Below are 24,446 nucleotides of genomic sequence, written 5' to 3'. Positions count from 1 at the left end.
ACGAATAGTGGCGAAGCAACTCTCTAGGGGTGCGACCACTGAAGTAGAACACCCCGCTTTAACGAAGGTGAACCCGGGCGAAGTAGTCTTCGACATGGTCTACGGCTCCTGGCTCGAGTTAAAGCTGGAGCGTTACCAATGCGTTAGCTGAGAAGAGTGGTGCCCAGGAGAGGACTCGAACCTCCACGGCCTTGCGGCCACTGGCACCTGAAGCCAGCGCGTCTACCATTCCGCCACCTGGGCAGGTGCCGTGAGCCGTGCGTTTAGACGCAGGGACAGGCGGTGTCAACGGCAATTTGCCGCGTGAAACGGGCGCCTTCCGCCTTGTCGGGGCGGCGCGGGGCGGGTAGGACTGGAGCGACCGAAACACGCGATGCCGCGGAGGCCAGCCATGTCGAAACTCGTCACCGTTTACGGCGGATCAGGTTTTGTGGGGCGTTACATCGTCCGGCGTCTGGCGAAGGCGGGATGGCGTGTGCGGGTCGCGGTGCGCCGCCCGAACGAGGCCATGCATGTCACGCCTTACGGCGTCGTCGGGCAGGTCGCGCCGGTCTTCTGCAACATCCGCGACGATGACAGCGTGCGCGCGGTGACGCGCGGCGCGGACGTGGTGATCAACTGCGTGGGCACGTTCGATCGTGGCGGCCGCAACAATTTCGACGCGGTGCAGAACGAGGGCGCGGGGCGCATTGCGCGCATCGCGACCGAACAGGGCGTTGCGCGCATGGTCCACATCTCGGCGATCGGCGCGGACCCGGAGGCGGACAGCCTCTATGCGCAGTCCAAGGGCGAGGGCGAGGCGGCGGTCCTCGAACATTTCCCCGACGCCATGATCCTGCGCCCATCGGTGATCTTCGGGGCGGAGGATGCGTTCTTCAACCGTTTCGCTGCGATGTCGCGCTTTGGGCCGGTGCTGCCCATTGTCGGGGCCAGCGCCAAGTTGCAGCCGGTCTATGTCGACGATGTCGCGCATGCCGCATTCCTCGGGGCGACCGGCGCGGCCGCGCCGGGCATCTACACGCTGGGCGGCCCGGACGTGAACACCTTCGGCGAGTTGATCCGCCAGATGCTGGGCGTGATCCGGCGGCGGCGGCTGATCATGAACATCCCGTTCCCGATCGCCAGCGTCATGGGCGCCGTGATGGAGATGGTGCAGTTCCTGAGCCTCGGACTCATCCCCGCGCAGATCACCCGCGACCAGGTGACGACGCTACGCTCCGACAACGTCGCGCCCGAAGGCGCGCGCGGGTTCGAGGCGCTGGGGATCACGCCGCAGTCGCTCGAAGCGGTTCTGCCCGAGTATCTCTGGCGCTTCCGCCCGTCGGGGCAGTACGCAGCGATCAAGGAATCCGCGCGAAACCTGCGCGCCTGATCCGGCGGGAAAGGCCAGATGTCCGATACGACGCTTCTCGCGGCCTTTCTCGGGCTGATCGAGGGCCTGACCGAGTTCATCCCGGTGTCCTCCACCGGGCATCTTCTCTTGTTCGGGCACTTCCTCGGGTTCAACAGCGCCGGGCGCACCTTCGAGGTGGTGATCCAGCTGGGCGCGGTGCTGGCGATCCTGACGATCTATTCGGGCAAGCTGATCGCGGTCGCGCGCGCAGCACCCCGTGATCGGCAGGCGCGGCGGTTCTTGTGGTCGATCCTCATCGCCTTCCTTCCAGCGGCGGTGATCGGGGTCTTCGCGCACAAGTTCATCAAGACGGTCCTGTTCGAGACGCCGATGCTGATCGCGGTGATGCTGATCCTCGGCGGCGTCCTGTTGCTCTTCGTGGACCGCTTCGCGCCGCGCCCGCGCCACGACGACGCGATGCGTCTGCCGCTGAACGTCGCGCTGCGCATCGGGCTGTTCCAGTGCCTTGCCATGGTGCCCGGCACCAGCCGGTCGGGGGCGACGATCGTCGGCGCGCTGCTGATGGGCGTGGGCAAGCGGGCGGCGGCCGAATTCTCGTTCTTCCTGTCGATGCCGACGATGGCGGGGGCCTTCGCCTATGATCTCTGGGCCAATCGCGCCGTCCTCGACCTCGGCGCGGTGAGCGATATCGCCGTCGGGCTGGCCTGCGCCTTCGTCACCGCGGCGCTGGTGGTCAAGTGGCTCCTGGGCTTCGTGAGCCGCAATGGCTACGCGTTCTTCGGCTGGTGGCGAATCACCGCCGGCGTCGCCGCGCTGGCGCTGCTTTTCGTCCTTGGATAGCGATAGGACACACTTGTTTACTAATTTTTGAGGAACGAGGCGGCTTTTCGCAAGGTTCGAGGTTGGAAAAACCATATTAAGACAGCATTGCTGTCTTTTATTCTCCGGCGGCGCGGTTTATCCACGGCGAGTCCAACCGGAGATGCGCCCGTGGCCGAGAACCCGATGCTGAAATTCGTCACGACCCCCCGCGACATGCCAGAAAAGCGGCCGCCGGATCTGCGCAATCGCGACTTTCACGAAATCTACGCCGAATACGCCGACGCCAAGGCGCGCGAGCAGGCCAGCCGGTGCAGCCAGTGCGGCGTGCCCTACTGCCAGACGCATTGCCCGCTGCACAACAACATCCCCGACTGGCTGCGTCTCACCGCCGAAGGGCGCCTGCAGGAGGCGTATGAACTCAGCCAGGCGACCAACACCTTCCCCGAGATCTGTGGGCGGATCTGCCCGCAGGACCGGCTCTGCGAAGGCAATTGCGTGATCGAACAGGCCGGCCACGGGACCGTCACCATCGGCGCGGTCGAGAAGTACATCACCGACACCGCGTGGGAACAGGGCTGGGTGCCGCCCATCGCGCCGCGCCGCGAGCGGGCCGAGAGCGTGGGCGTCATCGGCGCCGGGCCCGGCGGGCTGGCGGCGGCGGACGCGCTGCGGCGCGCGGGCGTGCAGGTCACCGTGTATGACCGCCACGACCGGGGCGGCGGGCTGATGATCTACGGGATCCCCGGCTTCAAGCTCGGGAAAGAGGTCGTCATGCGCCGGATGGAGCAGCTTGAACAGGGCGGCGTCGAGATGAAGCTGAACTGCGCCGTGGGGACCGACATTTCCTTTGACGCGCTCCGGTCGCGGCACGACGCGATCATCATCGCCACCGGCGTTTACAAGTCGCGCGAATTGCAGGGGCCGGGCGCGGGCGCGGTGGGCATCGTGCGCGCGCTCGACTACCTGACCGCGTCCAACCGCCGATCCTTCGGCGACGAGGTGCCCGAATTCGACAGCGGAGAACTGAACGCCGCCGGTAAGCGCGTGGTGGTGATCGGCGGCGGCGACACGGCGATGGACTGCGTGCGCACGGCGGTCCGGCAGGGGGCTGCGTCGGTGAAATGCCTCTACCGGCGCGACCGCGCCAACATGCCCGGCAGCCAGCGCGAGGTCGCCAACGCCGAGGAAGAGGGCGTGACATTCGACTGGCTGAGCGCGCCCAGGGCGTTCCTAGGCGATCCAGTGAACGCCGTGCGCGTCCAGCAGATGCGTCTTGGCGCACCCGACGCGACGGGCCGCCAGGCGCCCGAGGAGATCGAGGGCGCCGAGCATGACGAACCCGCCGACATGGTCATCAAGGCGCTCGGCTTTGAGCCCGAGGATCTGCCGACGCTCTGGGGCCAGCCGGACCTGCCGGTGACCCGCTGGGGCACGATCCGGGCCGAGTTCGAGACCGGACGCACGGGTATGGAGGGGGTCTATGCGGTTGGCGACATCGTGCGCGGCGCCTCCCTCGTCGTCTGGGCGATCCGCGACGGGCGCGATTGCGCGGATGCGGTGTTGGGCGATCTTGACGCGGCTGGCGCCGCGCTGGCGGCGGAATAGCGGCGCATGTGGCGCGATGGGTATTTGAGGAACAATGAAAGAGATGGGTAGCATGATCGGAGAATGCCTGTGCGGCGCGGTGCGGATCACGCTCGCCGGCGCGCATGAGCCGGAGATCGGCGCCTGTCATTGCCGCATGTGCCAGCAATGGACCGGCGGGCTCTTCCTGTGTTTCGAGGCGGCGCCGGAGGCCGTCACCGTGACCGGCCCGGTCACGCGGCACATGTCGTCGTCCTTTGCCGAACGCGCGTTCTGCGCAACCTGCGGATCGCATCTGTGGATGCGCGACACCGACCGCGCCGACGCGTCCTACGATCTCATGCCGGGGCTTTTCGACGCGGCGCTGGGCTGGCCGCTGGGATCGGAAATCTACAGCGATTGCGCAATGCCGGCGGCCCGTCTGGCCGGGGATCACGCGACCCGGACCCGCGCCGAATACGAGGCCGCCCATAACCACGTCGAAGGAGACGACGCATGACCATCCATGACGCCGAATGGGCCGCCGCCGAGGCGTTGAAACGCGACTGGCTGGCCGAGAACGGCATGTACGACCACGAGGACGAACATTCCTCCTGCGGGGTCGGCCTTGTCGTCAGCATCGACGGCGCGCCGAGCCGCGCAGTGGTGCAGGCCGGAATCGACGCGCTCAAGGCGATCTGGCATCGCGGCGCGGTCGACGCGGACGGGATGACCGGCGACGGCGCTGGCATCCATGTGCAGATCCCGGCGCCGTTCTTCTACGACGCGATCCGCCGCACGGGGCACGAGCCGCGCGAGGATCAGCTTGTGGCCATCGGACAGGTGTTCCTGCCGCGCACCGACTTCGCCGCGCAGGAAACCTGCCGCACCATCGTCGAGACCGAAGTGCTGCGCATGGGGCACAAGATCTATGGCTGGCGTCATGTGCCTGTCGATATCGCCTGCCTGGGCGAGAAGGCCAACGCGACCCGGCCGGAGATCGAACAGATCATGATCTCCAACGCCAAGGGGATCGAGGAAGAGGATTTCGAGCGCGAGCTTTACGTCATCCGCCGCCGGATCGAGAAGGCCGCGACCGCCGCCGGGATCGCCGCGTTCTACATCGCCTCGCTCAGTTGCCGGTCGATCATCTACAAGGGCATGATGCTGGCCGAGCAGGTGGCGGTCTTCTACCCCGACCTTATGGACGAGCGGTTCAAGTCGGCCTTCGCGATCTATCACCAGCGCTATTCGACCAACACCTTCCCGCAATGGTGGCTGGCGCAGCCGTTCCGCATGCTGGCCCATAACGGTGAGATCAACACGCTGAAGGGTAACCGCAACTGGATGCGAAGCCATGAAATCCGCATGGCCAGCAGCGCCTTCGGCGACCTGGCCGAGGATATCAAGCCGATCATCGCCGGCGGCTCAAGCGATTCCGCCGCGCTCGATGCCGTGTTCGAGGTGCTGGTGCGCGCCGGGCGCTCCGCCCCGATGGCCAAGACGATGATGGTGCCCGAGGCCTGGTCGAAACAGGCCGAGGATCTGCCGCAGGCGTGGCGGGACATGTATTCCTACTGCAACTCCGTCATGGAACCCTGGGACGGGCCCGCCGCGCTCGCCATGACCGATGGCCGCTGGGTCTGCGCCGGGCTGGATCGGAACGGGCTGCGCCCCATGCGCTATGTCGTGACCGGCGACGGGCTGCTGATCGCGGGGTCCGAGGCGGGCATGGTCCCGGTGGACGAGGCGAGCGTCGTGGAGAAGGGCGCGCTTGGCCCCGGGCAGATGATCGCGGTGGACATGGCCGAGGGCGCGCTTTTCGACGACCGCGCGATCAAGGACCGGCTTGCCGCCGCGCTGCCGTTCGGTGAATGGGTGAGCCGGATCACCGAGCTTGACGACAGGCTCGCCGGGGTGAGCGAAACGGCGATGCACAGCGGCGCCGACCTGCGCCGCCGGCAGATTGCCGCGGGCTACACCATCGAGGAACTCGAGCAGATCCTCGCCCCGATGGGCGAGGACGGAAAAGAGGCGATCGGGTCGATGGGCGATGACACGCCCAGCGCGGTGCTGAGCAAACAGTATCGCCCGCTCAGCCACTATTTCCGGCAAAACTTCAGCCAGGTCACCAACCCGCCCATCGATTCCCTGCGCGAATACCGGGTGATGAGCCTCAAGACCCGCTTCGGCAACCTCAAGAATGTGCTGGACGAGTCGAGCGCGCAGACCGAGATCATCGTGCTCGAAAGTCCGTTTGTCGGCAACGCCCAGTGGGACGTGCTGATGGAGCATTTCCAGGCCGACGTGACCGCCATCGACTGCACCTTCGAAGCCGGGCGCGGCGCCTTGCAGGCGGGGCTCGAACGCATCCGCTCCGAGGCCGAGGACGCCGTGCGCTCGGGCGCGGGGCATATCGTGCTGACCGATCAGAACGTGAGCGAAAAGCGCATCGGCATGCCGATGATCCTCGCCACCAGCGCGGTGCACAGCCACCTCACGCGCAAGGGGCTGCGCACGTTCTGTTCGCTCAACGTGCGCTCGGCGGAATGTATCGACCCGCATTACTTCGCCGTGCTCGTCGGGTGCGGCGCCACGGTCGTGAACGCCTACCTGGCCGAGGACAGCCTCGCCGACCGGATCGAACGCGGGCTGATGGAGGGCACGCTGACCGAAGCGGTGGCGCGCTATCGCCGGGCCATCGACGCGGGGCTCTTGAAGATCATGTCGAAGATGGGGATTTCGGTCATCTCGTCCTATCGCGGCGGCCTCAACTTCGAGGCGATCGGCCTCAGCCGCGCGATGTGCGCCGAGTATTTTCCCGGCCTCATGAGCCGCATCAGCGGCATCGGCGTAAGCGGCATCCAGACCAAGACCGAAGAAATCCATACGCGAGCGTATGACACGGCCGACAACGTGTTGCCCATCGGCGGATTCTACAAGGCGCGCAAGTCGGGCGAAAGCCACGCCTGGCACGCGCAGGGCATGCACATGATGCAGACCGCCTGCGATCGGGGCAGTTTCCAGCTCTGGAAACGCTACTCGGCCCTGATGCAGTCCGGTCCGCCGATCCATATCCGCGACCTGATGGCGATCAAGCCGCTGGGCAAGCCGGTCCCGCTCGAGGAGGTCGAGAGCGTCACCGCGATCCGCAAGCGGTTCGTCACACCCGGCATGTCGCTCGGCGCGCTGAGCCCCGAGGCCCACAAGACGCTCAATGTCGCGATGAACCGCATCGGCGCGCGCAGCGATTCCGGCGAGGGCGGCGAGGACCCGGCGCATTTCACCCCCGAACCCAACGGCGACAACCCCTCGGCCAAGATCAAGCAGGTCGCGTCAGGGCGGTTCGGCGTGACGGCGGAATATCTCAACCAGTGCGAGGAGCTGGAGATCAAGGTCGCCCAGGGCGCCAAGCCCGGCGAGGGCGGTCAGCTTCCGGGGATGAAGGTCACGGAACTGATCGCGCGGCTGCGCCTGTCGACGCCGGGCGTGACGCTGATTTCGCCGCCGCCGCATCACGACATCTACTCGATCGAGGATCTCGCGCAGCTCATCTACGACCTGAAACAGATCAACCCGCGCGCCAAGGTGACGGTGAAGCTGGTGGCGCAGTCCGGCGTCGGCACCATCGCCGCCGGCGTGGCCAAGGCCAAGGCCGACATCATCCTGATTTCCGGCCACAACGGCGGCACCGGGGCCAGCCCGGCGACCTCGATCAAGTATGCGGGGCTTCCGTGGGAAATGGGGCTGACCGAAGCGCACCAGGTGCTGTCGATGAACCACCTGCGCGACCGCGTCACGCTGCGCACCGATGGCGGGCTGCGTACCGGGCGCGACATCGTGATGGCCGCGATGATGGGCGCCGAGGAATACGGCATCGGCACCGCTGCGCTGATCGCGATGGGCTGCATCATGGTGCGCCAGTGCCAAAGCAACACCTGCCCCGTCGGCGTCTGCACGCAGGACCCCGCCCTGCGCGAGAAATTCACCGGCAACGCCGATAAGGTCGTGAACCTCATCACCTTCTACGCGCAGGAGGTGCGCGAGGTGCTGGCGGAGCTCGGCGCGCGCAGCCTTGACGAGGTGATCGGGCGCGCGGATCTGCTCATGCAGGTCAGCCGTGGCTCGGCGCATCTTGACGATCTCGACCTCAATCCGATGCTTCTGACCGTCGAGGGCGCCGGCGCGTATGACCGGGCGCGCGCGCGCAACGCGGTGCCGGACACGCTCGATGCGGAAATCGTGCGCGACGCGCAGCGCTTCCTCGAGGACGGGGAGAAGATGCAGCTCCATTACGCGATCCAGAACACCAACCGCACGGTGGGCACGCGGCTTTCGAGCCATATCGTGCGCAAGTTCGGGATGCGCAACGCGCTGCAACCCGATCACCTGACGGTAAAGCTGACGGGCAGCGCGGGCCAATCCCTTGGCGCCTTCGCGGCGCCGGGGCTGAAGCTCGAGATATCGGGCGACGCCAACGACTATGTCGGCAAGGGGCTGTCGGGCGGCATCATCGTCGTGCGTCCCGCAATGGCCAGCCCGCTGGACGCCGGAGAGAACACCATCATCGGCAACACCGTTCTCTACGGCGCCACCGACGGGTATCTCTTCGCCGCCGGGCGCGCGGGCGAGCGGTTCGCCGTGCGCAATTCCGGTGCGCGGACGGTGATCGAGGGCTGTGGCTCCAACGGATGCGAATACATGACCGGCGGGGTCGCCGTGATCCTCGGGCGGATCGGCGCCAACTTTGCCGCCGGCATGACCGGGGGCATGGCCTATCTCTATGACCCCGAAGGCCGCGCCGCGATCCTGATGAACCGCGAATCAGTCGTGACAAGCGCGGTCGGCCACCCGCATTGGCAGGACGAGCTGCGCGCCCTTATCGAGCGCCACGCCGCCGAAACCGGCAGCCGCCGCGCCGCCGACATCCTGCAACACTGGCAAAGCGAACTGCCCGCCTTCATTCAGGTTTGCCCCATCGAAATGCTGGACAAGCTGCCCCACCCGCTCACGCGAGATGAGGAAGCGGTGCCGGCGGAGTAACGGAAAGAACGCTCATCCAGCGGTGGAACCGTTTCCCGCGACGCACGTTGGGCTATACTGAAGCCACCGTTTCCGACAAACCCCAGCCCCGGCCATTCCCGGCCGGGGCGTCCCGCCAACGGAGGGCTCCGGACACATCATGACAGTGCGCCTCATTCCCTTCACCGCGCAGCTCGCCTCGGGTGAACTGGTGCGAATCCGCGAGGTCGGACGCCACGACCGCGCGCTGATCCTCACCGGGTTCGGGCAGTTGTCCGAGCGCTCGCGCTACCTGCGGTTCCTCGGGCCGCATCCGCAACTCTCGCACCGTGAACTGGACGATTTCACCGCCCCCACGGACGACCATCGCGCGGTGATCGGCGCCGAACGGCAGGGGCATCGCTCGGTCGAGCCGCTGGGTATCGCGCGCTACGTGCGCACCAAGCCCGGCGGGGATGTCGCCGAAATGGCGATGACCGTCGTGGACCGGTTCCAGGGGCTCGGCCTTGGCGGCATCCTGATGGGCGCGCTGGTCAAGCACGCGACGCAGAACGGCGTGACCAGCTTCCTGGCGCTGGTCCATGCCGAAAACGCGCCGATGCTGGCGCTGCTGCGCCGCCTCGGAGCCACCGAGATCCGCCGCGACGCCACCGAAATCGAGATGCGCGTCTCGCTGGGGCCGCGGCCGCCGGAGGCCGCGGCGATTCCGAATGACGGTTTCACCGAGGCCTACCGGCTCGCCGAACTGGGCTAACGGACTCAGACCGCGCGGGTCAGCCCACCGTCGACCCGCAGGTTCTGCCCGGTCATGTATGCGCCGTTCTCGGAGGCCAGCCACGAGATCAGCGATGACACCTCCTCCACCTTGCCGTAACGCCCCATCGGTATGCGCGCGCGGCGGTCTTCGGCTTCGGGCAGACTGTCGATGAAGCCGGGCAGCACGTTGTTCATACGGATGTTGTCGGCGGCGTGTTTGTCGGCGTAGAGCTTGGAAAACGCCGCCAGCCCGGCGCGGAACACGCCCGAGGTCGGGAACAGCGGGTCGGGCTCGAACGCCGCGAAGGTCGATATGTTGATGATCGCCCCGCCGCCCTGGGCCTGCATCATTGGCGTGACCAGCCGCGTCGGCCGGATCACGTTCAACAGGTAGACATCCATGCCCAAATGCCAGTCCGCGTCCGTGATATCGAGAACCGGACCCTTGGGGCCGTGCCCCGCGGAATTGACCAGCACATCGACCCGGCCCCAGCGCGATTGCGCGCCCTCGACCAGCGCGGCAAGGTCGTCGGGTTCGAGGTTCGATCCGGTGACGCCGAAACCGCCCAACTCCTCGGCCAGCGCCTCGCCCTTGCCCGAGGACGACAGGATGCCGACCCGGTAACCATCGGCGGCGAGACGACGCGCGGCGCCGGCCCCGAGGCCGCTGCCCCCGGCGGTGATGAGGGCGGTCTTTTGTCTAGACATAATAAGAACTCCATTTCCGTGTTTCGGGCTCTGTGTAGGTCAGGGCGACCGCCCGCGCGCGCCAGAATTGATCGCATCTGACAATAGATATACTATCGCCAGATGGCCCCGCTTCCGCCCCTGAACGCCCTGCGCGCTTTCGACGTCGCCGGGCGACATCTGAACTTCCGCGTCGCCGCCGAAACGCTCGGCGTGACCCAGGGGGCCGTCGCGCAGCATGTGCGCGCGCTCGAGGCGCAACTGGGCATCCCGCTGTTCGACCGTCTGCCCAAGGGGTTGGCCTTTACCTCCGCCGGGCGCGCCTATCACGCCCGCGTCGCGGCGGCCTTCGACGATCTGCGCGACGCGACCGCGGTGCTGCGCCCCGAACCGGACAAGGTCGTGGTAAGCGTGACCCCCACCTTCGCCGCCAAATGGTTGATCCCGAACCTGCCGGATTTCGCCGCCGCACACCCCGAAATCGACCTGCGGATCATGGCGACCGAGCGTGTTTCGAGCTTTCACAGCGACGGAATCGACCTCGCCATTCGGCAGGGGCAGCCGCCCTTCGGCGCATCACTGGAGGCCAAGCGCCTGTTTCGACAGGAAATTATCCCGGTCGCCGCACCCGCTCTGATCGCGGGGCGCCCCCTGCCGCTGGCGCCCGACGTGCTGGCCGGTCTGCCCAAGCTGCACGATGCGCACGATCATTGGCCCGACTATCTCAGGCTGTTGCAGGTCGAGGACCGCTGCGAGCGCGGTCTGCGGCTGAGCCAGTCGGCGCTTGCCCTCGATGCGGCCCTTTCGGGGCAGGGCGTCGCGCTGGTCGCGCGCTTTCTCGCCGCGCGCGACCTCGCCGCCGGGCATCTGGTGCAGGTCACGCAGGCAACGCTGAGCGGGGCGCAGTATTTTTACCTGTTGTCACCACGCCGCCGACGCGACGGCGGCGCGGCAGACAAGGTGCGCCGCTGGCTTTTGTCCAAATCCGACGCTGCGGATCAGAGGCTCGCCTCGTAAGCCGCGCGCAGGTTCTCGGCGGTGAGCGGCACCGGGTTGCCGCCGCAGCTCGGGTCCTTCAACGCTTCGGGAATCAGCTCGTCCAGCCGCGCGGGATCGACCCCGAGATCGCGCAGCGAGCGGGGAATGCCCAATGAATCGTTGAATTCCTGCACGAAGGCGCGGAAACCCTCATACCCGCCGGAGATATCGAGATAGGCGGCGGCGATGCGGAACCGCTCGGCGATCACCGGCGCGTTGAGGTCGAGAACGGCGGGCATGCAGACCGCGTTCGTGGTGCCGTGATGGGTGTGGAACACGGCGCCGACGGGGTGGCTCATCGCGTGGATCGCGCCCAGCCCCTTCTGAAAGGCGGTCGCGCCCATCAGCGCCGCGCTCATCATGTGCGCGCGCGCCTCCAGATCGCTGCCGTCCGCGTAGGCGCGCGGCAGGTAATCCTTGACGAGCCGCATCCCCTCGAGCGCCATGCCCTGGCTCATCGGGTGGTAATGCGGGCTGCTGTAGGCCTCGACGCAATGCGCGAAGGCGTCCAGCCCCGTGCCGGCGGTGATGAATTTCGGCATTCCGACCGTCAGCTCGGGGTCGCAGATCACCACCTCGGGCAGCACCTTGGGGTGAAAGATGATCTTCTTCACATGGGTCGCCGAATTGGTGATGACGCTGGCGCGCCCCACCTCGGACCCGGTCCCTGCGGTGGTCGGCACGGCGACGATGGGGGCGATTGCGTCGGCGTCGGCGCGCGTCCACCAGTCGCCGATATCCTCGAAATCCCAGACGGGCCGCGTCTGCCCGCACATGAAGGCGACCATCTTGCCGAGGTCGAGCCCCGAGCCGCCGCCGAACGCGATCACCCCGTCATGGCCGCCGGATTTATACATCGCGACGCCGGCCTCGAGGTTTCTTTCATTCGGGTTGGGGTCGACCTCGGAGAAGATCGCGCGCCCGAAGCCCGCCTGCTCGAGTACGTCGAGCGCCCGCGCGGTGATCGGCAGGTCGGCAAGCCCCTTGTCGGTTACGAGCAAGGGGCGCGTCATGCCGGTCTGCGCACAGGCGGCGGGCAGTTCGGAAATGCGGCCGGGGCCGAACTTGATCGCGGTCGGGTAGGACCAGTTGGCTGTCGGGGTCATTTCGTCACCTTCTTGAGATGGTAGGATTTCGGGCGCGTGAGGTTCTGGTATCCGATGATCGACAGCCCGCCGCCGCGTCCGGTGTTCTTGCAGCCTGTCCAGCAGAGGCCGGGATCGAGGTAATCGGCCCGGTTCATGAAGACGGTGCCCGTCTCGATCCGGTCGCCCACGGCCTGCGCGCGTTCGATATCGGCGGTCCAGAGGCTCGCCGTCAGGCCGAATTCGCTGTCGTTCATCAGGCGCACCGCCTCGTCGTCGTTCTTGACCGCCATGATGCCGACCACGGGGCCAAAGCTCTCGTCGCGCATCACCCGCATGTCATGCGTGACATTGGTGAGGATCTGCGGCGACAGGTAGGCGCCGCCATCGTCGGCCTTGGACCGTTCGATATGCGCGGTCGCGCCGGCCGCCACCGCTTCTTCGACCTGGGCGCGCACCTCTTCGGCGAAACGCGCATGCGCCATCGGGCCAAGGGTCGTCTCGGGGTCCAGCGGATCGCCGAGCGTGTAGCCGTTCACGATCCCGACCGCCTTCTCGACGAAGGCGTCGAAGAGGCTTTCGTGGACGTAGATCCGCTCGATCCCGCAGCAGCATTGGCCGGCGTTGAACATCGCCCCGTCAATCAGCGTCTCGACCGCCGCGTCAAGGTCCGCGTCCTCCATGACATAGCCCGGATCCTTGCCGCCAAGCTCGGTGCTCACCGGCGTGAAGGTGCCCGCCGCCGCCCGCTCCATCTGCCGCCCGCCGCCGACCGAGCCGGTGAAGTTCACGAAATCGAAGGCGCGGTCGCCGATCAACGCCGAGGTGGTGTCGTGATCGAGGAACACGTTCTGGAACACGTCCTCGGGCACGCCCGCAGAGTGGAAGGCCCGCGCCATCCGCTCGCCCACCAGCAGCGTTTGCGTCGCGTGCTTGAGCAGCACGGTATTGCCCGCGATCAGCGCGGGCGCGACGGTGTTGATCGCGGTCATGTAGGGATAGTTCCAGGGCGCCACGACGAAGACGACGCCATGCGGCAGCCGCCTGATGTAGCGCAGAAAGGTCTCGTCCTCGCCCACCTCTATGTCGGCAAGCGCGTCCTCGGCGATCTCGGCCATGTGGCTGGCGCGCTCATTGAAGCCGCCGAATTCGCCGCCGTAGCGCACCGGGCGGCCCATCATCCGCGCCAGTTCCGGCACGATCTCGTCGTTCATGGCGCCCACCGCGGCGACGCCCGCCATCACCAGTTCGATCCGCTCCTTCAACTGCCGCGCCGCCCAGTCGGCCTGCGCCGCGCGGGCCCGTTCGGCCGCCTTGCGCGCGTCCGCCTCGGACAGCGTTTCGCGCGTGGCGAAAACCGACCCGTCGATCGGCGAGATACATTTCAGTTCCGTCGTCATTGGCACATCTCCCGAGGCCATGGCGCGGCCCCATTCTTCTTCTTGCTCAAATATCCCCGCCGGAGGCGCCCGCCCATCCGCGGGGGCCGCCGGTCAGGCCCGTTCGAACCCGCGGGCGATCTCGTGATCCGTCACGACGCGTTCGAAATCCTCGATCTCGACCTCTGCGGCGCGCACGTAGTGATCGACCACGTCGTCGCCCAGCGCGGCGCGCAGCATCCCGGAGCCCTTGAGCGTGTCGCGCGCGTCGCGCAGCGTGCCCGGAATATGCCCCTCGTCGCCGCTATAGGCGTCGCCCTTGAACGGCGCGGCAAGCTCGAGCTTCTCCTCGATCCCCGCGATCCCTGCGGCAAGCTGCGCGGCCATCGCGAGATAGGGGTTGATGTCCGATCCGCCGACGCGGTTCTCGACGCGCACCGCCTTGGTGCCTTCGCCGCACAGCCGGAACCCGGCGGTGCGGTTGTCCACCGACCAGATGATGCGCGTGGGCGCGAAGCTGCCCTTCTGGAACCGCTTGTAGCTGTTGATATAGGGCGCGAAGAAATACGTGTAGTCCGGCGCGTATTTCAGCAACCCGGCCATGTAGTGCTTCATCGTCTGCGACATGCCCAGGTCGGCGTCCGCATCGAAAAAGGCGTTTTCGCCATCCTTCCACAGCGACTGATGCACATGGCTTGAGCTGCCGACGCGCTCATGGTGCCACTTCGGCAGAAAGGACGCGGCGTGGCCATGCTGCCAGGAGATCTCCTTGATCGCGTGCTTGGCGATGGTGTGGTAATCCGCCGTGTCGAGCGCGGCGGCATATTTGATGTTCAGCTCCGCCTGCCCGGTCTCCGCCTCGCCCTTGGTGCACTCGATGGGCAGGCCCGCGGCGTAGAGGTGATTGCGCACGGGGCGCATGACGTGCTCTTCCTTGGTGGTCTGGAAGATGTGGTAATCCTCGTTGTAGCCCGAGATGGGCGCGAGGTCGCGGAAGCCGGATTTGCGGATCTCGTCGTAGCTTTTCTCGAACAGGAAAAACTCGAGTTCGGTCGCCATCATCGCGGTGTAGCCCATCTCGTCCAGGCGCTTTAGCTGCGCCTTCAGCATGGCGCGCGGCGAGTGCGGCACATCCGCATGCGTATGGTGATCCTGGACGTCGCAAAGCACCATCGCGGTGCCTTCGAGCCAGGGAACAGGGCGCAGCGTCGAAAGGTCCGGCTTCATCACGTAATCGCCATAGCCCGCCTGCCAGCTCGTGCTGGCGTAGCCATCGGGCGTGTCCATCTCGAGGTCGGTGGCCAGCAGGTAGTTGCAGCAATGGGTTTCCTCGTAGGCGCCGTCAATGAAATGCGCGGCGTGAAACCGTTTTCCCAGCAGTCGGCCCTGCATGTCCACGAGACAGACCAGCACCGTGTCGACGGCGCCGGCCTTCACCTGTTTCTCGAGATCGGCAAAGCTCAGCGTTCCAGTCATCTTTGTCGCATCCTGTCATGAAAGTCGAAGGAAGGCCCCTTTGCGGGGCCTTCCGGGGTTTGGGGGAAACCGGGTTCAGGTCTGATCGCCGTAGCGATACGGAGGTCCGGCCCGGCGCATGTCGGCGTTGTAGGTCTTGAAGATCTTGACGACCTTGGCCTTGGTCTCGGATTCCGAGGCGATCTCGTCCCAGAACTTCTCGGCTGCGGCCTCGACCTGCGCCCATTCGCTGTCGGGGATCGAGCTCAGCTTCATCTTGTCGCCATTGACCCGCAGATAGGCCTCTCCGCCCCAGTACCAGTACTGACGATAGTAGTGGGACTGGTCGCAGCAGACCTTGAAGAGCGTTTGCAAATCTTCGGGCAGTTCGTTCCAACGCTCCTGGTTGGCGAAGAAGTGGCCGATCCAGGCCCCCGAGATCGGGTTGGTCACGAAGTAGTTGGTCACGTCGGCCCAGCCGACGGTGTAGTCCTCGGTGATGCCGGACCAGGCGACGCCGTCAAGCTCGCCGGTTTGCAGCGCGACCTCGATATCCTCCCAGGGCAGGGTGACGGGCACCACGCCGAACTGCGACAGGAAGCGCCCGGCGGTCGGGAAGGTGAAGATCCGCTTGCCGTTGAGGTCGGCCAGGCTGTTCACCGGTTCCTTGGTCGCGAAGTTGCACGGGTCCCAGGAGCCGGCGCTGACATGCTGCACGCCGACCTTGGCGTATTCCTCTTTCCAGATCTCGTCGAGCCCGTAGCGGTGGAACAGCACCGGCACGTCGAGGCTGTAGCGCAGAGCCAGCGGGAAATAGCCGCCGAAGGCCGCCACCTGGGTCGGCGAGGCCATCGAGTCGTCATCCGACTGCACGGCGTCGATGGTGCCGCTCTGCATCGCGCGGAACAGCTCGCCCGTGGGCACGATCTCATCCGCGTTGAACAGCTCGATCTGCATCCGGTCGCCGGCGATCTTGTTGAACATGTCGATGGCGGGCTTGGCCACATGCGCCGCAAGGGCGGCGCCGGCATAGGTCTGCATGCGCCACTTGATCGTCGATTGCGCGATCGCGGGCGCGGCCAGCGGCGTGGCGGCGGCGCCCAGTGCGGCGGTCGTCAGGAACTTGCGTCTTGTGGTCATTTTCTCTCTCCTTTTGGATTGATCGGGCCTTGGCGGCGCTCTTCTTGTTATTTTCCGTAGATGTATTCCGGCAACCACAGCGCGATCTGCGGGAAGATCATCACGATCGCGAGCGCCAGGACCATCACCAGCACGAACGGAATGATCGAGCGGTAGATGTCGCGCATGCTGATCTCGGGCGGGGCCATGGCGCGCATGAGGAACAGGTTGTAGCCGAAGGGCGGGGTCATGTAGGCGATCTGCGTCGTGATGGTGTAGAGCACGCCATACCATATCAGATCGAAGCCCAGTTCACCCACCAGCGGCACGTAAAGCGGCGCGACGATCACCAGCATCGCGGTATCGTCGAGGAACGTGCCCATGACGATGAAGCTGAGCTGCATCAGGATCAGGATCATCCAGGGGCTGAGGCCCAGCTTCTCGGTAAAGAGATTCTCGATCGACTTCACCGCGCCGAGCCCGTCGAAGATCGCGCCAAAGGCCATGGCGGCCAGGATGATCCACATGAACATGCAGCTGATCCCGAGCGTCTGGCGCACCGAGGTTTCGAACACCTCGCGCGTCATCCGGCCCTTGATGACGGCTGCGAGGAACGACGCCGAGGCGCCGACCGCCGAGCTTTCGACCAGCGAGGTCCAGCCCTTGACGAAGGGCACCATCATCACGAGGAAGATGACGATCGGCAGGATGCCGGCGCGCAGGAGGCGCAGCTTTTCCGCCATGGTGATCGCTTCGCGCTCCTCGCGGTCCATCGCCGGACCGAGGCCGGGCTGCACGAGGCAGCGCAGATAAATGTAGAGGGCGAAGAGCCCCGCCATCATCAGCCCCGGAAACACCCCCGCCAACCAGAGTTGCCCGACCGGCTGTCGCGCGATCATTGCGTAGAGCACCAGCACCACCGAGGGCGGCACGAGGATGCCCAGAGACGACCCCGCCTGGATCACCCCGGTCACCATGATCTTGTCATAGCCGCGGCGCAGCAGTTCGGGCAGGGCGATGGTGGCGCCGATCGCCATGCCCGCGACCGAAAGACCGTTCATCGCCGAGATCAGCACCATCAGCGCGATGGTCCCGATCGCGAGGCCGCCGCGCACGGGCCCCATCCAGACGTGGAACATCCGGTACAGGTCGTCGGCGATGCGCGATTCCGACATCACGTAACCCATGAAGATGAACATCGGCAGCGTCAGCAGCGGATACCATTTCATCAGCTTCATCGCCGCGGTGAAGGGAATATCCTCGCCCCCCACGCCCCACAGCATCAGCCCGGCGGCGGTGGCGACGAAACCGATGGCGCCGAACACCCGCTGGCCGGTCATCAGCATCAGCATCATCGTGCTGAACATCGTGAGTGCGATCATGTCATAGGACATCAGTCGATCACCCCCCTGAGGCGACCGATATCGCGGAAGAACTCGGCCAGCATTTGCAGGATCATCAGGAACACGCCGAGACAGGTGATCAGCTTGATCGGCCACATCAGCGGCCGCCACGCGGTCGGGCTGCGCTCGAGAAAGCCCAGCGTTTCCTGCGCTGCATCCTGCCCCTGGGTGACGAAGGTCCAGATCAACGCGCCGAAGAAATCCAGCGGCGCCTTGCCGAAATACCCCAGCGAATAGGCCAGCGACGACAGCCCGCCATAGAACAGGATGGCCAGATAGAAGATCAGGAAGATCACGGTGAACGCATCCACCCATGCCTTGGTCCGCGGCGTCCAGTCTCCGTAGAACAGGTCCATCCGCACGTTCGAGCCCATCTGGATCGAATAGGGCCCGCCGAGGACGAAATAGGCGACCAGCAGGAACTGCGCGGTCTCCAGCGTCCAGTTGGCCGGGGTCATCAGGACCTTGGAACTGGTCGACCACATCAGCACGCCGATCATCACGAAGACCAGATACATCACGATCCGGCCGATGAACCGGTTCATCGCATCGATCCCGCGGATATAGGCGAGGATCGCCCTAGGCATGCGCGGCCCCCTGCGATTGCAGGCCGAGGTGAACCAGCGCCGGCCCGATCATCGTGAGCAGCTCATCGCCGATCCGCGCGATGTCCTCGGGGGTTCGCAACAGGTCGTTGCGGACCTCGATCATCACGTTGGGCAGGCGCTGCGCGATGCCGTGGATCTGCAGGGAATGGGTGACGCCGTCCGCCGGGCCGTAGGGTTCGTTCCGCTCGATCTTGCGATGCGGCAGCTTCGGCGCAAGCGCCAGCATCGCGTCAGCCAGCCGCTTGTCCGTGTCGTGCAGGATGCCGATCTCGACCGCGCGCTGCTTGCCGAAATAGACGGGGGCAAAGCTGTGAACCGTGATCAGCGCCGTGGAATGGCCGCGTTGCTGCCGCGCGGCGATCTGTGCGGTCACCGCCTCGCAGAAGGGCGCATAGACGCTGTGGACACGCTCGGCGCGGTCATCGGGCGACAGGCCGCGGTTGCCCGGCACCTCGATCAGTTCGCTCTTTTCGGGCATGGCCGAGGCCGCCTCGGGCGGGCGGTTGCAGTCATAGACCAGCCGCGACACCGTGCTCGCGACCATCGGCGAAGCGAGCGCGGCGGCCAGGTGCAGGCCCAGCGCCCGCGCGCCAGGATCCCAGGCCGCGTGGCTCTCGGCGTGCTGCGGCGCGAGGCCGAGATCGTGATAGCGCGCGGGAATGCGATGCGAGGCGTGTTCGCAGAGGATCAGCGCCGGACCGGCATCCGCGCCGGCGTCGCCCAGTATCTCGACTGCGCTTTTCCGATCCTCGATTGTCATGCTGCCCCCACGCGTGTCTGAAAAAATCTTTCCATATTGCCCGATACCTGTCAATTTAATTTCAGAACCGGCGGCGCAGAGCCCTTGCCCGCCCCCTGCAACCGGACGCGAGAGGCGGTGCAAGCCCCGTGACCCAGGCCAGTTCCCCCAAGGCGGCGTCCGCCGCCTCCGTGCGCGAAATGCTGCGCAAGGCGTTCCCGACGCTGACGCAGTCGGAGCGCAAGTTCGCCACCGCGCTGCTGGACAACTACCCGGCCGCGGGGCTCGCCTCGATCACCATCGTCGCGGCGAACGCGGGCGTCTCGACGCCCACGGTGGCGCGCATGGTGCAGAAGCTGGGCTTCAAGGGCTTTCCGCAGTTCCACCAGGCGCTGCTGAAGGAGCTGGAGGCCACGGTGTCCGGCCCCACCCAGCGCCGCGCCAACTGGGCCGCCGAGGCGCCCGAATCCCACATGCTCAACCGTTTCGCGGGGGCGATCGGGCAGAACATGCAACAGACGCTCGCCAATATCGACCTGGCCGCGTTCGACGCGGCGGCGGACGCGCTCGCCGATACCGAGCGGCGGCTTTACGTGGTGGGCGGGCGCATCACGCGGGCGCTGGCCGATTACGCCTTCACCCATTTCCAGGCGGTGCGCCGGCGGATCACGCACATGACCTCGTCCTCGGCGACGTGGCCGCATTACGTGCTCGACATGGAGGCGGGCGACGTGCTCTTGATGTTCGACGTGCGCCGGTACGAAAAGAACCTGTTGCGGCTGGCCGAACTCGCCACGGCGCGGGGCGTGCTGGTGATCCTCGTCACCGACCAGTGGGCCAGCCCGGTCGCCGCCGTCGCCGGCCACACCTTTCATTGCTGGGTCGAGGTTCCCTCGGCCTGGGACAGCAACATCGCCACCATGATGCTGCTCGAGACGCTGATCGCCGCCGTGCAGGAACGCGACTGGCCCGAGACCCGGGACCGCTACGAACGCCTGGACGAGATATTCGACGCGGCCCGCCTGTTCGGAAAGTAGGCCATGCGCAGCGCCGGTGACGCGACGTCGCGGCGCCGACATCTGACGCGGCGACGCGAAAGCGGGTTGTATTTTCCTCCACGGTCAAGGCATTTTAGACTCTGCCCCGCGCGTCACGATCCGCCGCCATGCACAGGAACGCACCATGATCCGATGGACCCGGCCCGCCCTTCTTATCGCCGCGCTGGCCTGTGCGGCGCCCCTGACCGCCCAGACGGCGCAGGAAGCGGCCAAGCCGGTCAAGCTGATGACGCTCGGCGCCGGGGACAAAAGGGTCGAGCGGGAGTTCTTCGGTCACGTCGTGGCGCGCCAGACCGTCGACCTCGCCTTCCAGGTGGCCGGGCAAATCGTGGAGTTCCCGGTGCTCGAGGGCCAGACCGTCCCCGAGGGCGGGCTGATCGCGAAGCTCGACATGCAGACGTTCGAACTCGCGCTCGACCAGGCGCGCCTGCGCCAGGAACAGGCCGACCGCACGGTCGCGCGGCTGAACCGGTTGAGCGACGCCTCGGCCAGCGAGGTCCGCCGCGAGGACGCGGCCACCGAGGCCGGGCTCGCGCGGATCGCCGTCGCCAACGCCGAATACGCGCTCGAACATGCGACGCTGCATGCGCCGTTCGACGCGCTTGTCGCCGCGCGCGAGGTCGCCAACTACACAACTGTCACGGCGGGCAAGCCCATCGTGCGGCTGCACGACATGTCCGAGTTGCGCATCGAGATCGACGTGCCCGAGATCCTCTTTCAGCGCGTCGGGGAAGACCCGGATGTCAGCATCACCGCAACCTTCCCTGTCAGCGACCGCGCCTACCCCGTCGAGATACGCGAATTCAACGCAGAGACCTCGGCCATCGGGCAGACGTTCCGGCTGACCTTCGGCATGCCCCCGCCCGACGGGCTGCGGGTGCTGCCCGGCTCGTCCGTGACCATCACGGCGCGGATCAGGCAGGGCGACGCGGAGCTGTACGCGCCGGCCTCGGCCATCGCGACGGCGGCGGACGGGGCGACATCGGTGCTGAAATTCACGCCCGGCGCGGAGGATACCGGCACGCTGAGCCGCATTCCGGTCAAGGTCAGCGCAGGTATCGATGGCCGCCTCAGCATCGAGGGCGACGTGGCGGCGGGCGACGAAATCGTCGCGGCCGGGGTCAGCATGCTTGAAGATGGCATGACTGTGCGCCGATTCACCGGCTTCCCGAACTGAGCCGCCCATGTCCATCGCCCGCGCCTCCATCGAGAAACCGCTGCTGACATGGCTGCTGATCCTCGGCTGCATCTTCGGCGGTCTTTGGGGGTTCGCCAATCTCGGGCGGCTCGAAGATCCGGCGTTTACCATCAAGGCGGCGGTCATCTCGACGCAGTATCCCGGCGCGTCGGCCGAACAGGTCGCCCGCGAGGTGAGCGAGCCGCTGGAATCCGCGATCCAGAAGATGGGCGAGGTGGACAAGATCACCTCGGTCAACCGGCCCGGCATGTCGCTGATCGAGGTCGAGATCAAATCGACCGTGCGCGGCGCCGAACTGCCCGCCATCTGGACCAAGCTGCGCGCGCGCATCCGCGACGCGGCCCGGCGCCTGCCCCAGGGCGTCTCCGTGCCCTTTGTCAACGACAGCTTCGGCGACGTCTTCGGCATCTTCTACGCGGTCACGGCGCCAGGCTTCAGCGACGCCGAACGCTACGAACTCGCCACCTTCCTGCGGCGCGAATTGCTGACGGTGAAAGGCGTGGCCGACGTCGACGTCGAGGGGCTGGCCCCCGAGGCGGTCTTCGTGGAGCCCGACCTCGGCATGTCCGCCAACCAGGGCATCGCGCCCGAGGCCATCGTCGGCGCGATCGCCTCCGCCGATTCGGTGGTGCCGGCGGGCTCGGTCGGGGACACGATGATCCAGGCGCCCGACGGCACCGACACGGTGAACGAAATCGCCGGCCTGGCCATCGGCGTCGGCGGTGAGATCATCAACCTTGTCGATGTGGCCGAGGTCAGCCGCGGGCGGCAGGACGACCCGGAGTTGATGGTGCGGTTCAACGGCGCGGAGGCGTTCACCATCGGCGTCGCCGGGCTCAAGTCCGAGAACATCGTCGATGTCGGCAACCGGGTCGATGCGAAGCTTGCCCAACTGGACGACGAAATTCCGTTCGGCGTCACGCTGCACCCGATCTACCAGCAGCATGTCGTCGTCGCCAAGGCGTCGAGCGACTTCCTTCTCAACCTCGCCATGTCGGTCGGTATCGTGGTGCTGGTGCTCGCGCTGTTCATGGGCTGGCGCGCGGCGGTGGTGGTCGGGTCGACGCTGCTTCTCACGGTGGTCGGCACGCTCTTCTTCATGGCGATCTTCTCGATCGAGATGGAGCGCATATCGCTGGGCGCGCTGGTGATCGCGATGGGGATGCTGGTGGACAACGCCATCGTCGTCGCCGAGGGGATGCAGATCGCCATGCTGCGCGGAAAATCCTCGCGCGATGCGATAGACGAGGTCGCGGGAAAGACGCAGATCCCGCTGCTGGGCGCGACGGTGATCGGCATCATGGCCTTCGCCGGGATCGGCCTCAGCCCGGATGCGACGGGCGAATTCCTGTTCTCGCTCTTTGCGGTGATCGGCATTTCGCTGCTGCTGTCATGGGGGCTGGCGCTGACGGTGACGCCGCTTCTGGGCCATTACTTCTTCCGCCAGGGCGCGGGCGACGGCGACGACGCCTATGGCGGCTGGATGTTCCGCGCCTACGCAAGCGCGTTGCGCGGCGCGCTCCGGGCGCGCTGGCTGGTGGTGGCGGCGCTGGTGGCCGTCACCGCGGCCAGCTTTGTCGGGTTCGGGCAGTTGAAGCAGCAGTTCTTTCCCAACTCGAACACGCCGCTGTTCTACGTGCATTACAAGCTGCCCCAGGGCGCCGGGATCGAACGCACCGCCGCCGACATGGCGGTGATCGAGGACTGGCTCGCCCAGCGCGACGACGTGGTGTCGGTCGCCACGTTCGTCGGGCAGGGCGCGACGCGGTTCCTGCTTACCTATTCGGCCGAGAAACCGAACCCGAGCTATGGCCACATGATCGTGCGTACCGAAACGCTCGACGACATCCCGCCGCTGCGCGCCGCGCTCGACGCCTTCGGGCGCAACCGGCTTCCGGCGGGGGAATTCCGCACCAAGCGGCTGGTCTTCGGACCCGGCGGCGGCGACCCGATCGAGGTGCGGTTTTCCGGCAGCGATCCGGCAGAGCTGCGCCGTCTGGGCGCGCAGGCGATGGAGGTGATGGCCGCCGCCTCGGACAACGTGATCGACATGCGCACTGACTGGCGCGAACAGGAAATCGTGCTCAAACCGGTTTACGCGACCGAACGCGCCCAGACCGCCGGGATCACCCGCGAGGACGTGGCGACGACGCTGCGTTTCGCCACCGACGGGATCGACGGCGGGGTCTATCGCGAAGGGGATCGGCTGATCCCGATCATCGTGCGCCTGTCCGAGGACAGCAGCGTCGGGCTGGGCGATCAGATCGTCTATTCGTCTTCGGCGGGCAGTTTCGTGCCGATCGAACAGGTCACCGACGGCTTCAAGGTCGAGGTGCAGAACACGCTCGTGCATCGCCGCGACCGACTCTTGACGCTGACCGTGGGCGCGGACATTCCGCCCGATCAGACCGCCGCCTCGGTTCGCGGGGAAATCCGCGAGGCTGTCGAGTCCATGCCGCTGCCGCTGGGATACAAGATGGCCTGGGGCGGCGAGTTCGAGGACTCCTCCCAGGCGCAGGCCAGCCTTGGGCGGCAACTGCCGCTCAGCCTGCTGGTGATGGTGCTCATTTCGGTGCTGCTGTTCAACGCGCTGCGCCAGCCGCTCATCATCTGGCTGCTCGTGCCGATGTCGGTCTGCGGCGTGGTGATCGGCCTGCTGGGCGCCGGGCTGCCCTTTACGTTCACCGCGCTGCTGGGACTGCTCAGCCTGTCGGGGATGCTCATCAAGAACGGGATCGTACTGGTCGAGGAGATCGACATCATGCGCCGCGAGGGGCTGAAGCTGCGCCCGGCCATCGTCACCGCCTGCACGTCACGGCTGCGGCCCGTGACGCTCGCCGCGGCGACGACGATCCTCGGCATGGCGCCGCTGTTGTGGGATGCGTTCTTCGTGTCGATGGCGGTGACGATCATGGGCGGGCTGGCCTTCGCGTCGATCCTGACGCTGATCGCCGCGCCGGTCTTTTACGACATCCTGTTTTCGCGCTCCGCCGCGTGATCTCTCGGCCGCGCCCGGCGCGCCGCGCGCCCGTCGCCTGCGCGAGAAGCGCCCGCCGCCGGCGCTGAAACCCCACCCGGATCGCGGCGGAAATGCAAATTGCCGAACGCCCGGGCCTGCCGCCCGAGCCATTTCCCTTGCCCTGCCGCGTCTCTGCGGGCA

Annotated in this window: 18 protein-coding genes and 1 tRNA gene; 10 read left to right on the top strand and 9 right to left on the bottom strand. The window is 66.5% G+C overall.

The genetic code is table 11. The annotated features are described in order from the left end of the window. Positions 1-157: 157 nt before the first annotated feature. A tRNA-Leu gene (locus tag D6850_RS14140) sits at positions 158-243 on the bottom strand. Between the two features lie 148 nt (positions 244-391). Between D6850_RS14140 and D6850_RS14135 the strand changes: the two genes are divergently transcribed. The 6 genes from D6850_RS14135 to D6850_RS14110 all read left to right on the top strand — a co-directional run bounded on the left by D6850_RS14135 (position 392) and on the right by D6850_RS14110 (position 9,515). After that, entirely contained in the window at positions 392-1,372 is a 981-nt protein-coding gene (locus D6850_RS14135) for a complex I NDUFA9 subunit family protein (RefSeq protein WP_121168102.1), read from the top strand. 18 nt (positions 1,373-1,390) lie between these two features. After that, positions 1,391-2,194 carry an undecaprenyl-diphosphate phosphatase gene (locus tag D6850_RS14130; protein ID WP_121168100.1) on the top strand — a complete coding sequence of 268 codons (804 nt, stop codon included), beginning with the start codon at positions 1,391-1,393 and terminating at the stop codon, positions 2,192-2,194. 150 nt (positions 2,195-2,344) lie between these two features. After that, on the top strand, positions 2,345-3,781 hold the full coding sequence (locus tag D6850_RS14125; RefSeq protein ID WP_206019278.1) for an NAD(P)-dependent oxidoreductase: 1,437 nt from the start codon (positions 2,345-2,347) through the stop codon (positions 3,779-3,781). 52 nt (positions 3,782-3,833) lie between these two features. Beyond that, positions 3,834-4,259: a GFA family protein gene (locus D6850_RS14120; RefSeq protein WP_342769540.1), complete on the top strand. Its 426-nt coding sequence runs from the start codon at positions 3,834-3,836 to the stop codon at positions 4,257-4,259. Beyond that, positions 4,256-8,782 carry a glutamate synthase large subunit gene (gltB, locus tag D6850_RS14115; protein WP_121168096.1) on the top strand — a complete coding sequence of 1,509 codons (4,527 nt, stop codon included), beginning with the start codon at positions 4,256-4,258 and terminating at the stop codon, positions 8,780-8,782. Before D6850_RS14120 ends, gltB begins: the two co-directional genes overlap by 4 nt. A gap of 139 nt (positions 8,783-8,921) precedes the next feature. Next, the gene (locus D6850_RS14110; RefSeq protein WP_121168094.1) at positions 8,922-9,515 is read left to right on the top strand and encodes a GNAT family N-acetyltransferase; all 594 of its coding nucleotides are present in this window, start codon (positions 8,922-8,924) and stop codon (positions 9,513-9,515) included. 5 nt (positions 9,516-9,520) lie between these two features. On the opposite strand, the gene D6850_RS14105 is transcribed toward D6850_RS14110, so the two are convergent. Continuing rightward, entirely contained in the window at positions 9,521-10,225 is a 705-nt protein-coding gene (locus D6850_RS14105; protein ID WP_121168092.1) for an SDR family oxidoreductase, read from the bottom strand. Between the two features lie 102 nt (positions 10,226-10,327). On the opposite strand from D6850_RS14105, the gene D6850_RS14100 reads away from it, so the two are divergent. After that, entirely contained in the window at positions 10,328-11,221 is an 894-nt protein-coding gene (locus D6850_RS14100; RefSeq protein ID WP_121168090.1) for a LysR substrate-binding domain-containing protein, read from the top strand. Here D6850_RS14100 and D6850_RS14095 read toward each other — a convergent pair. The 7 genes from D6850_RS14095 to D6850_RS14065 all read right to left on the bottom strand — a co-directional run bounded on the left by D6850_RS14095 (position 11,203) and on the right by D6850_RS14065 (position 19,051). Then, positions 11,203-12,348 carry an iron-containing alcohol dehydrogenase gene (locus D6850_RS14095; RefSeq protein WP_121168088.1) on the bottom strand — a complete coding sequence of 382 codons (1,146 nt, stop codon included), beginning with the start codon at positions 12,346-12,348 and terminating at the stop codon, positions 11,203-11,205. The genes D6850_RS14100 and D6850_RS14095 overlap by 19 nt on opposite strands. After that, complete coding sequence (locus tag D6850_RS14090; protein ID WP_121168085.1) at positions 12,345-13,727, bottom strand: aldehyde dehydrogenase family protein; 1,383 nt, start codon at positions 13,725-13,727, stop codon at positions 12,345-12,347. Before D6850_RS14090 ends, D6850_RS14095 begins: the two co-directional genes overlap by 4 nt. 93 nt (positions 13,728-13,820) lie before the next feature. Further along, positions 13,821-15,182, bottom strand: coding sequence for a glutamine synthetase family protein (locus D6850_RS14085; protein WP_121168083.1), 1,362 nt, complete (start codon positions 15,180-15,182; stop codon positions 13,821-13,823). A gap of 75 nt (positions 15,183-15,257) precedes the next feature. Then, on the bottom strand, positions 15,258-16,301 hold the full coding sequence (locus D6850_RS14080; protein WP_121168081.1) for a TRAP transporter substrate-binding protein: 1,044 nt from the start codon (positions 16,299-16,301) through the stop codon (positions 15,258-15,260). Between the two features lie 47 nt (positions 16,302-16,348). Next, entirely contained in the window at positions 16,349-17,674 is a 1,326-nt protein-coding gene (locus D6850_RS14075; RefSeq protein WP_121168079.1) for a TRAP transporter large permease, read from the bottom strand. Next, on the bottom strand, positions 17,674-18,270 hold the full coding sequence (locus D6850_RS14070) for a TRAP transporter small permease subunit (RefSeq protein ID WP_121168077.1): 597 nt from the start codon (positions 18,268-18,270) through the stop codon (positions 17,674-17,676). The genes D6850_RS14075 and D6850_RS14070 overlap by 1 nt, the downstream gene beginning before the upstream one ends. Continuing rightward, positions 18,263-19,051: an N-formylglutamate amidohydrolase gene (locus tag D6850_RS14065; RefSeq protein WP_121168075.1), complete on the bottom strand. Its 789-nt coding sequence runs from the start codon at positions 19,049-19,051 to the stop codon at positions 18,263-18,265. The genes D6850_RS14070 and D6850_RS14065 overlap by 8 nt, the downstream gene beginning before the upstream one ends. 179 nt (positions 19,052-19,230) lie before the next feature. Between D6850_RS14065 and D6850_RS14060 the strand changes: the two genes are divergently transcribed. From D6850_RS14060 to D6850_RS14050, 3 genes are all read left to right on the top strand, one after another. Beyond that, the gene (locus D6850_RS14060) at positions 19,231-20,067 is read left to right on the top strand and encodes a MurR/RpiR family transcriptional regulator (RefSeq protein ID WP_121168439.1); all 837 of its coding nucleotides are present in this window, start codon (positions 19,231-19,233) and stop codon (positions 20,065-20,067) included. Between the two features lie 145 nt (positions 20,068-20,212). Further along, on the top strand, positions 20,213-21,265 hold the full coding sequence (locus D6850_RS14055; protein WP_121168073.1) for an efflux RND transporter periplasmic adaptor subunit: 1,053 nt from the start codon (positions 20,213-20,215) through the stop codon (positions 21,263-21,265). Between the two features lie 7 nt (positions 21,266-21,272). Beyond that, positions 21,273-24,284 (top strand): efflux RND transporter permease subunit, encoded by a 3,012-nt coding sequence (locus tag D6850_RS14050; protein ID WP_121168071.1) that lies wholly within the window; start codon positions 21,273-21,275, stop codon positions 24,282-24,284. The last annotated feature ends 162 nt before the right edge of the window (positions 24,285-24,446 follow it).

This window comes from Roseovarius spongiae, assembly GCF_003651245.1.
GTDB lineage: Bacteria > Pseudomonadota > Alphaproteobacteria > Rhodobacterales > Rhodobacteraceae > Roseovarius > Roseovarius spongiae.
This window is presented reverse-complemented; position numbering and strand designations above follow the sequence as displayed.

Bases quoted from the DNA above. Each gene is read 5' to 3' on its own strand.
- D6850_RS14120 (WP_342769540.1), top strand. From the start codon at position 3,834: ATGATCGGAGAATGCCTGTGCGGCGCGGTGCGGATCACGCTCGCCGGC.
- D6850_RS14095 (WP_121168088.1), bottom strand. From the start codon at position 12,348: ATGACCCCGACAGCCAACTGGTCCTACCCGACCGCGATCAAGTTCGGC.
- D6850_RS14085 (WP_121168083.1), bottom strand. From the start codon at position 15,182: ATGACTGGAACGCTGAGCTTTGCCGATCTCGAGAAACAGGTGAAGGCC.
- D6850_RS14110 (WP_121168094.1), top strand. From the start codon at position 8,922: ATGACAGTGCGCCTCATTCCCTTCACCGCGCAGCTCGCCTCGGGTGAA.
- D6850_RS14105 (WP_121168092.1), bottom strand. From the start codon at position 10,225: ATGTCTAGACAAAAGACCGCCCTCATCACCGCCGGGGGCAGCGGCCTC.
- gltB (WP_121168096.1), top strand. From the start codon at position 4,256: ATGACCATCCATGACGCCGAATGGGCCGCCGCCGAGGCGTTGAAACGC.
- D6850_RS14080 (WP_121168081.1), bottom strand. From the start codon at position 16,301: ATGACCACAAGACGCAAGTTCCTGACGACCGCCGCACTGGGCGCCGCC.
- D6850_RS14090 (WP_121168085.1), bottom strand. From the start codon at position 13,727: ATGACGACGGAACTGAAATGTATCTCGCCGATCGACGGGTCGGTTTTC.
- D6850_RS14050 (WP_121168071.1), top strand. From the start codon at position 21,273: ATGTCCATCGCCCGCGCCTCCATCGAGAAACCGCTGCTGACATGGCTG.
- D6850_RS14100 (WP_121168090.1), top strand. From the start codon at position 10,328: ATGGCCCCGCTTCCGCCCCTGAACGCCCTGCGCGCTTTCGACGTCGCC.
- D6850_RS14075 (WP_121168079.1), bottom strand. From the start codon at position 17,674: ATGTCCTATGACATGATCGCACTCACGATGTTCAGCACGATGATGCTG.
- D6850_RS14060 (WP_121168439.1), top strand. From the start codon at position 19,231: ATGCTGCGCAAGGCGTTCCCGACGCTGACGCAGTCGGAGCGCAAGTTC.
- D6850_RS14055 (WP_121168073.1), top strand. From the start codon at position 20,213: ATGATCCGATGGACCCGGCCCGCCCTTCTTATCGCCGCGCTGGCCTGT.
- D6850_RS14070 (WP_121168077.1), bottom strand. From the start codon at position 18,270: ATGCCTAGGGCGATCCTCGCCTATATCCGCGGGATCGATGCGATGAAC.
- D6850_RS14135 (WP_121168102.1), top strand. From the start codon at position 392: ATGTCGAAACTCGTCACCGTTTACGGCGGATCAGGTTTTGTGGGGCGT.
- D6850_RS14130 (WP_121168100.1), top strand. From the start codon at position 1,391: ATGTCCGATACGACGCTTCTCGCGGCCTTTCTCGGGCTGATCGAGGGC.
- D6850_RS14065 (WP_121168075.1), bottom strand. From the start codon at position 19,051: ATGACAATCGAGGATCGGAAAAGCGCAGTCGAGATACTGGGCGACGCC.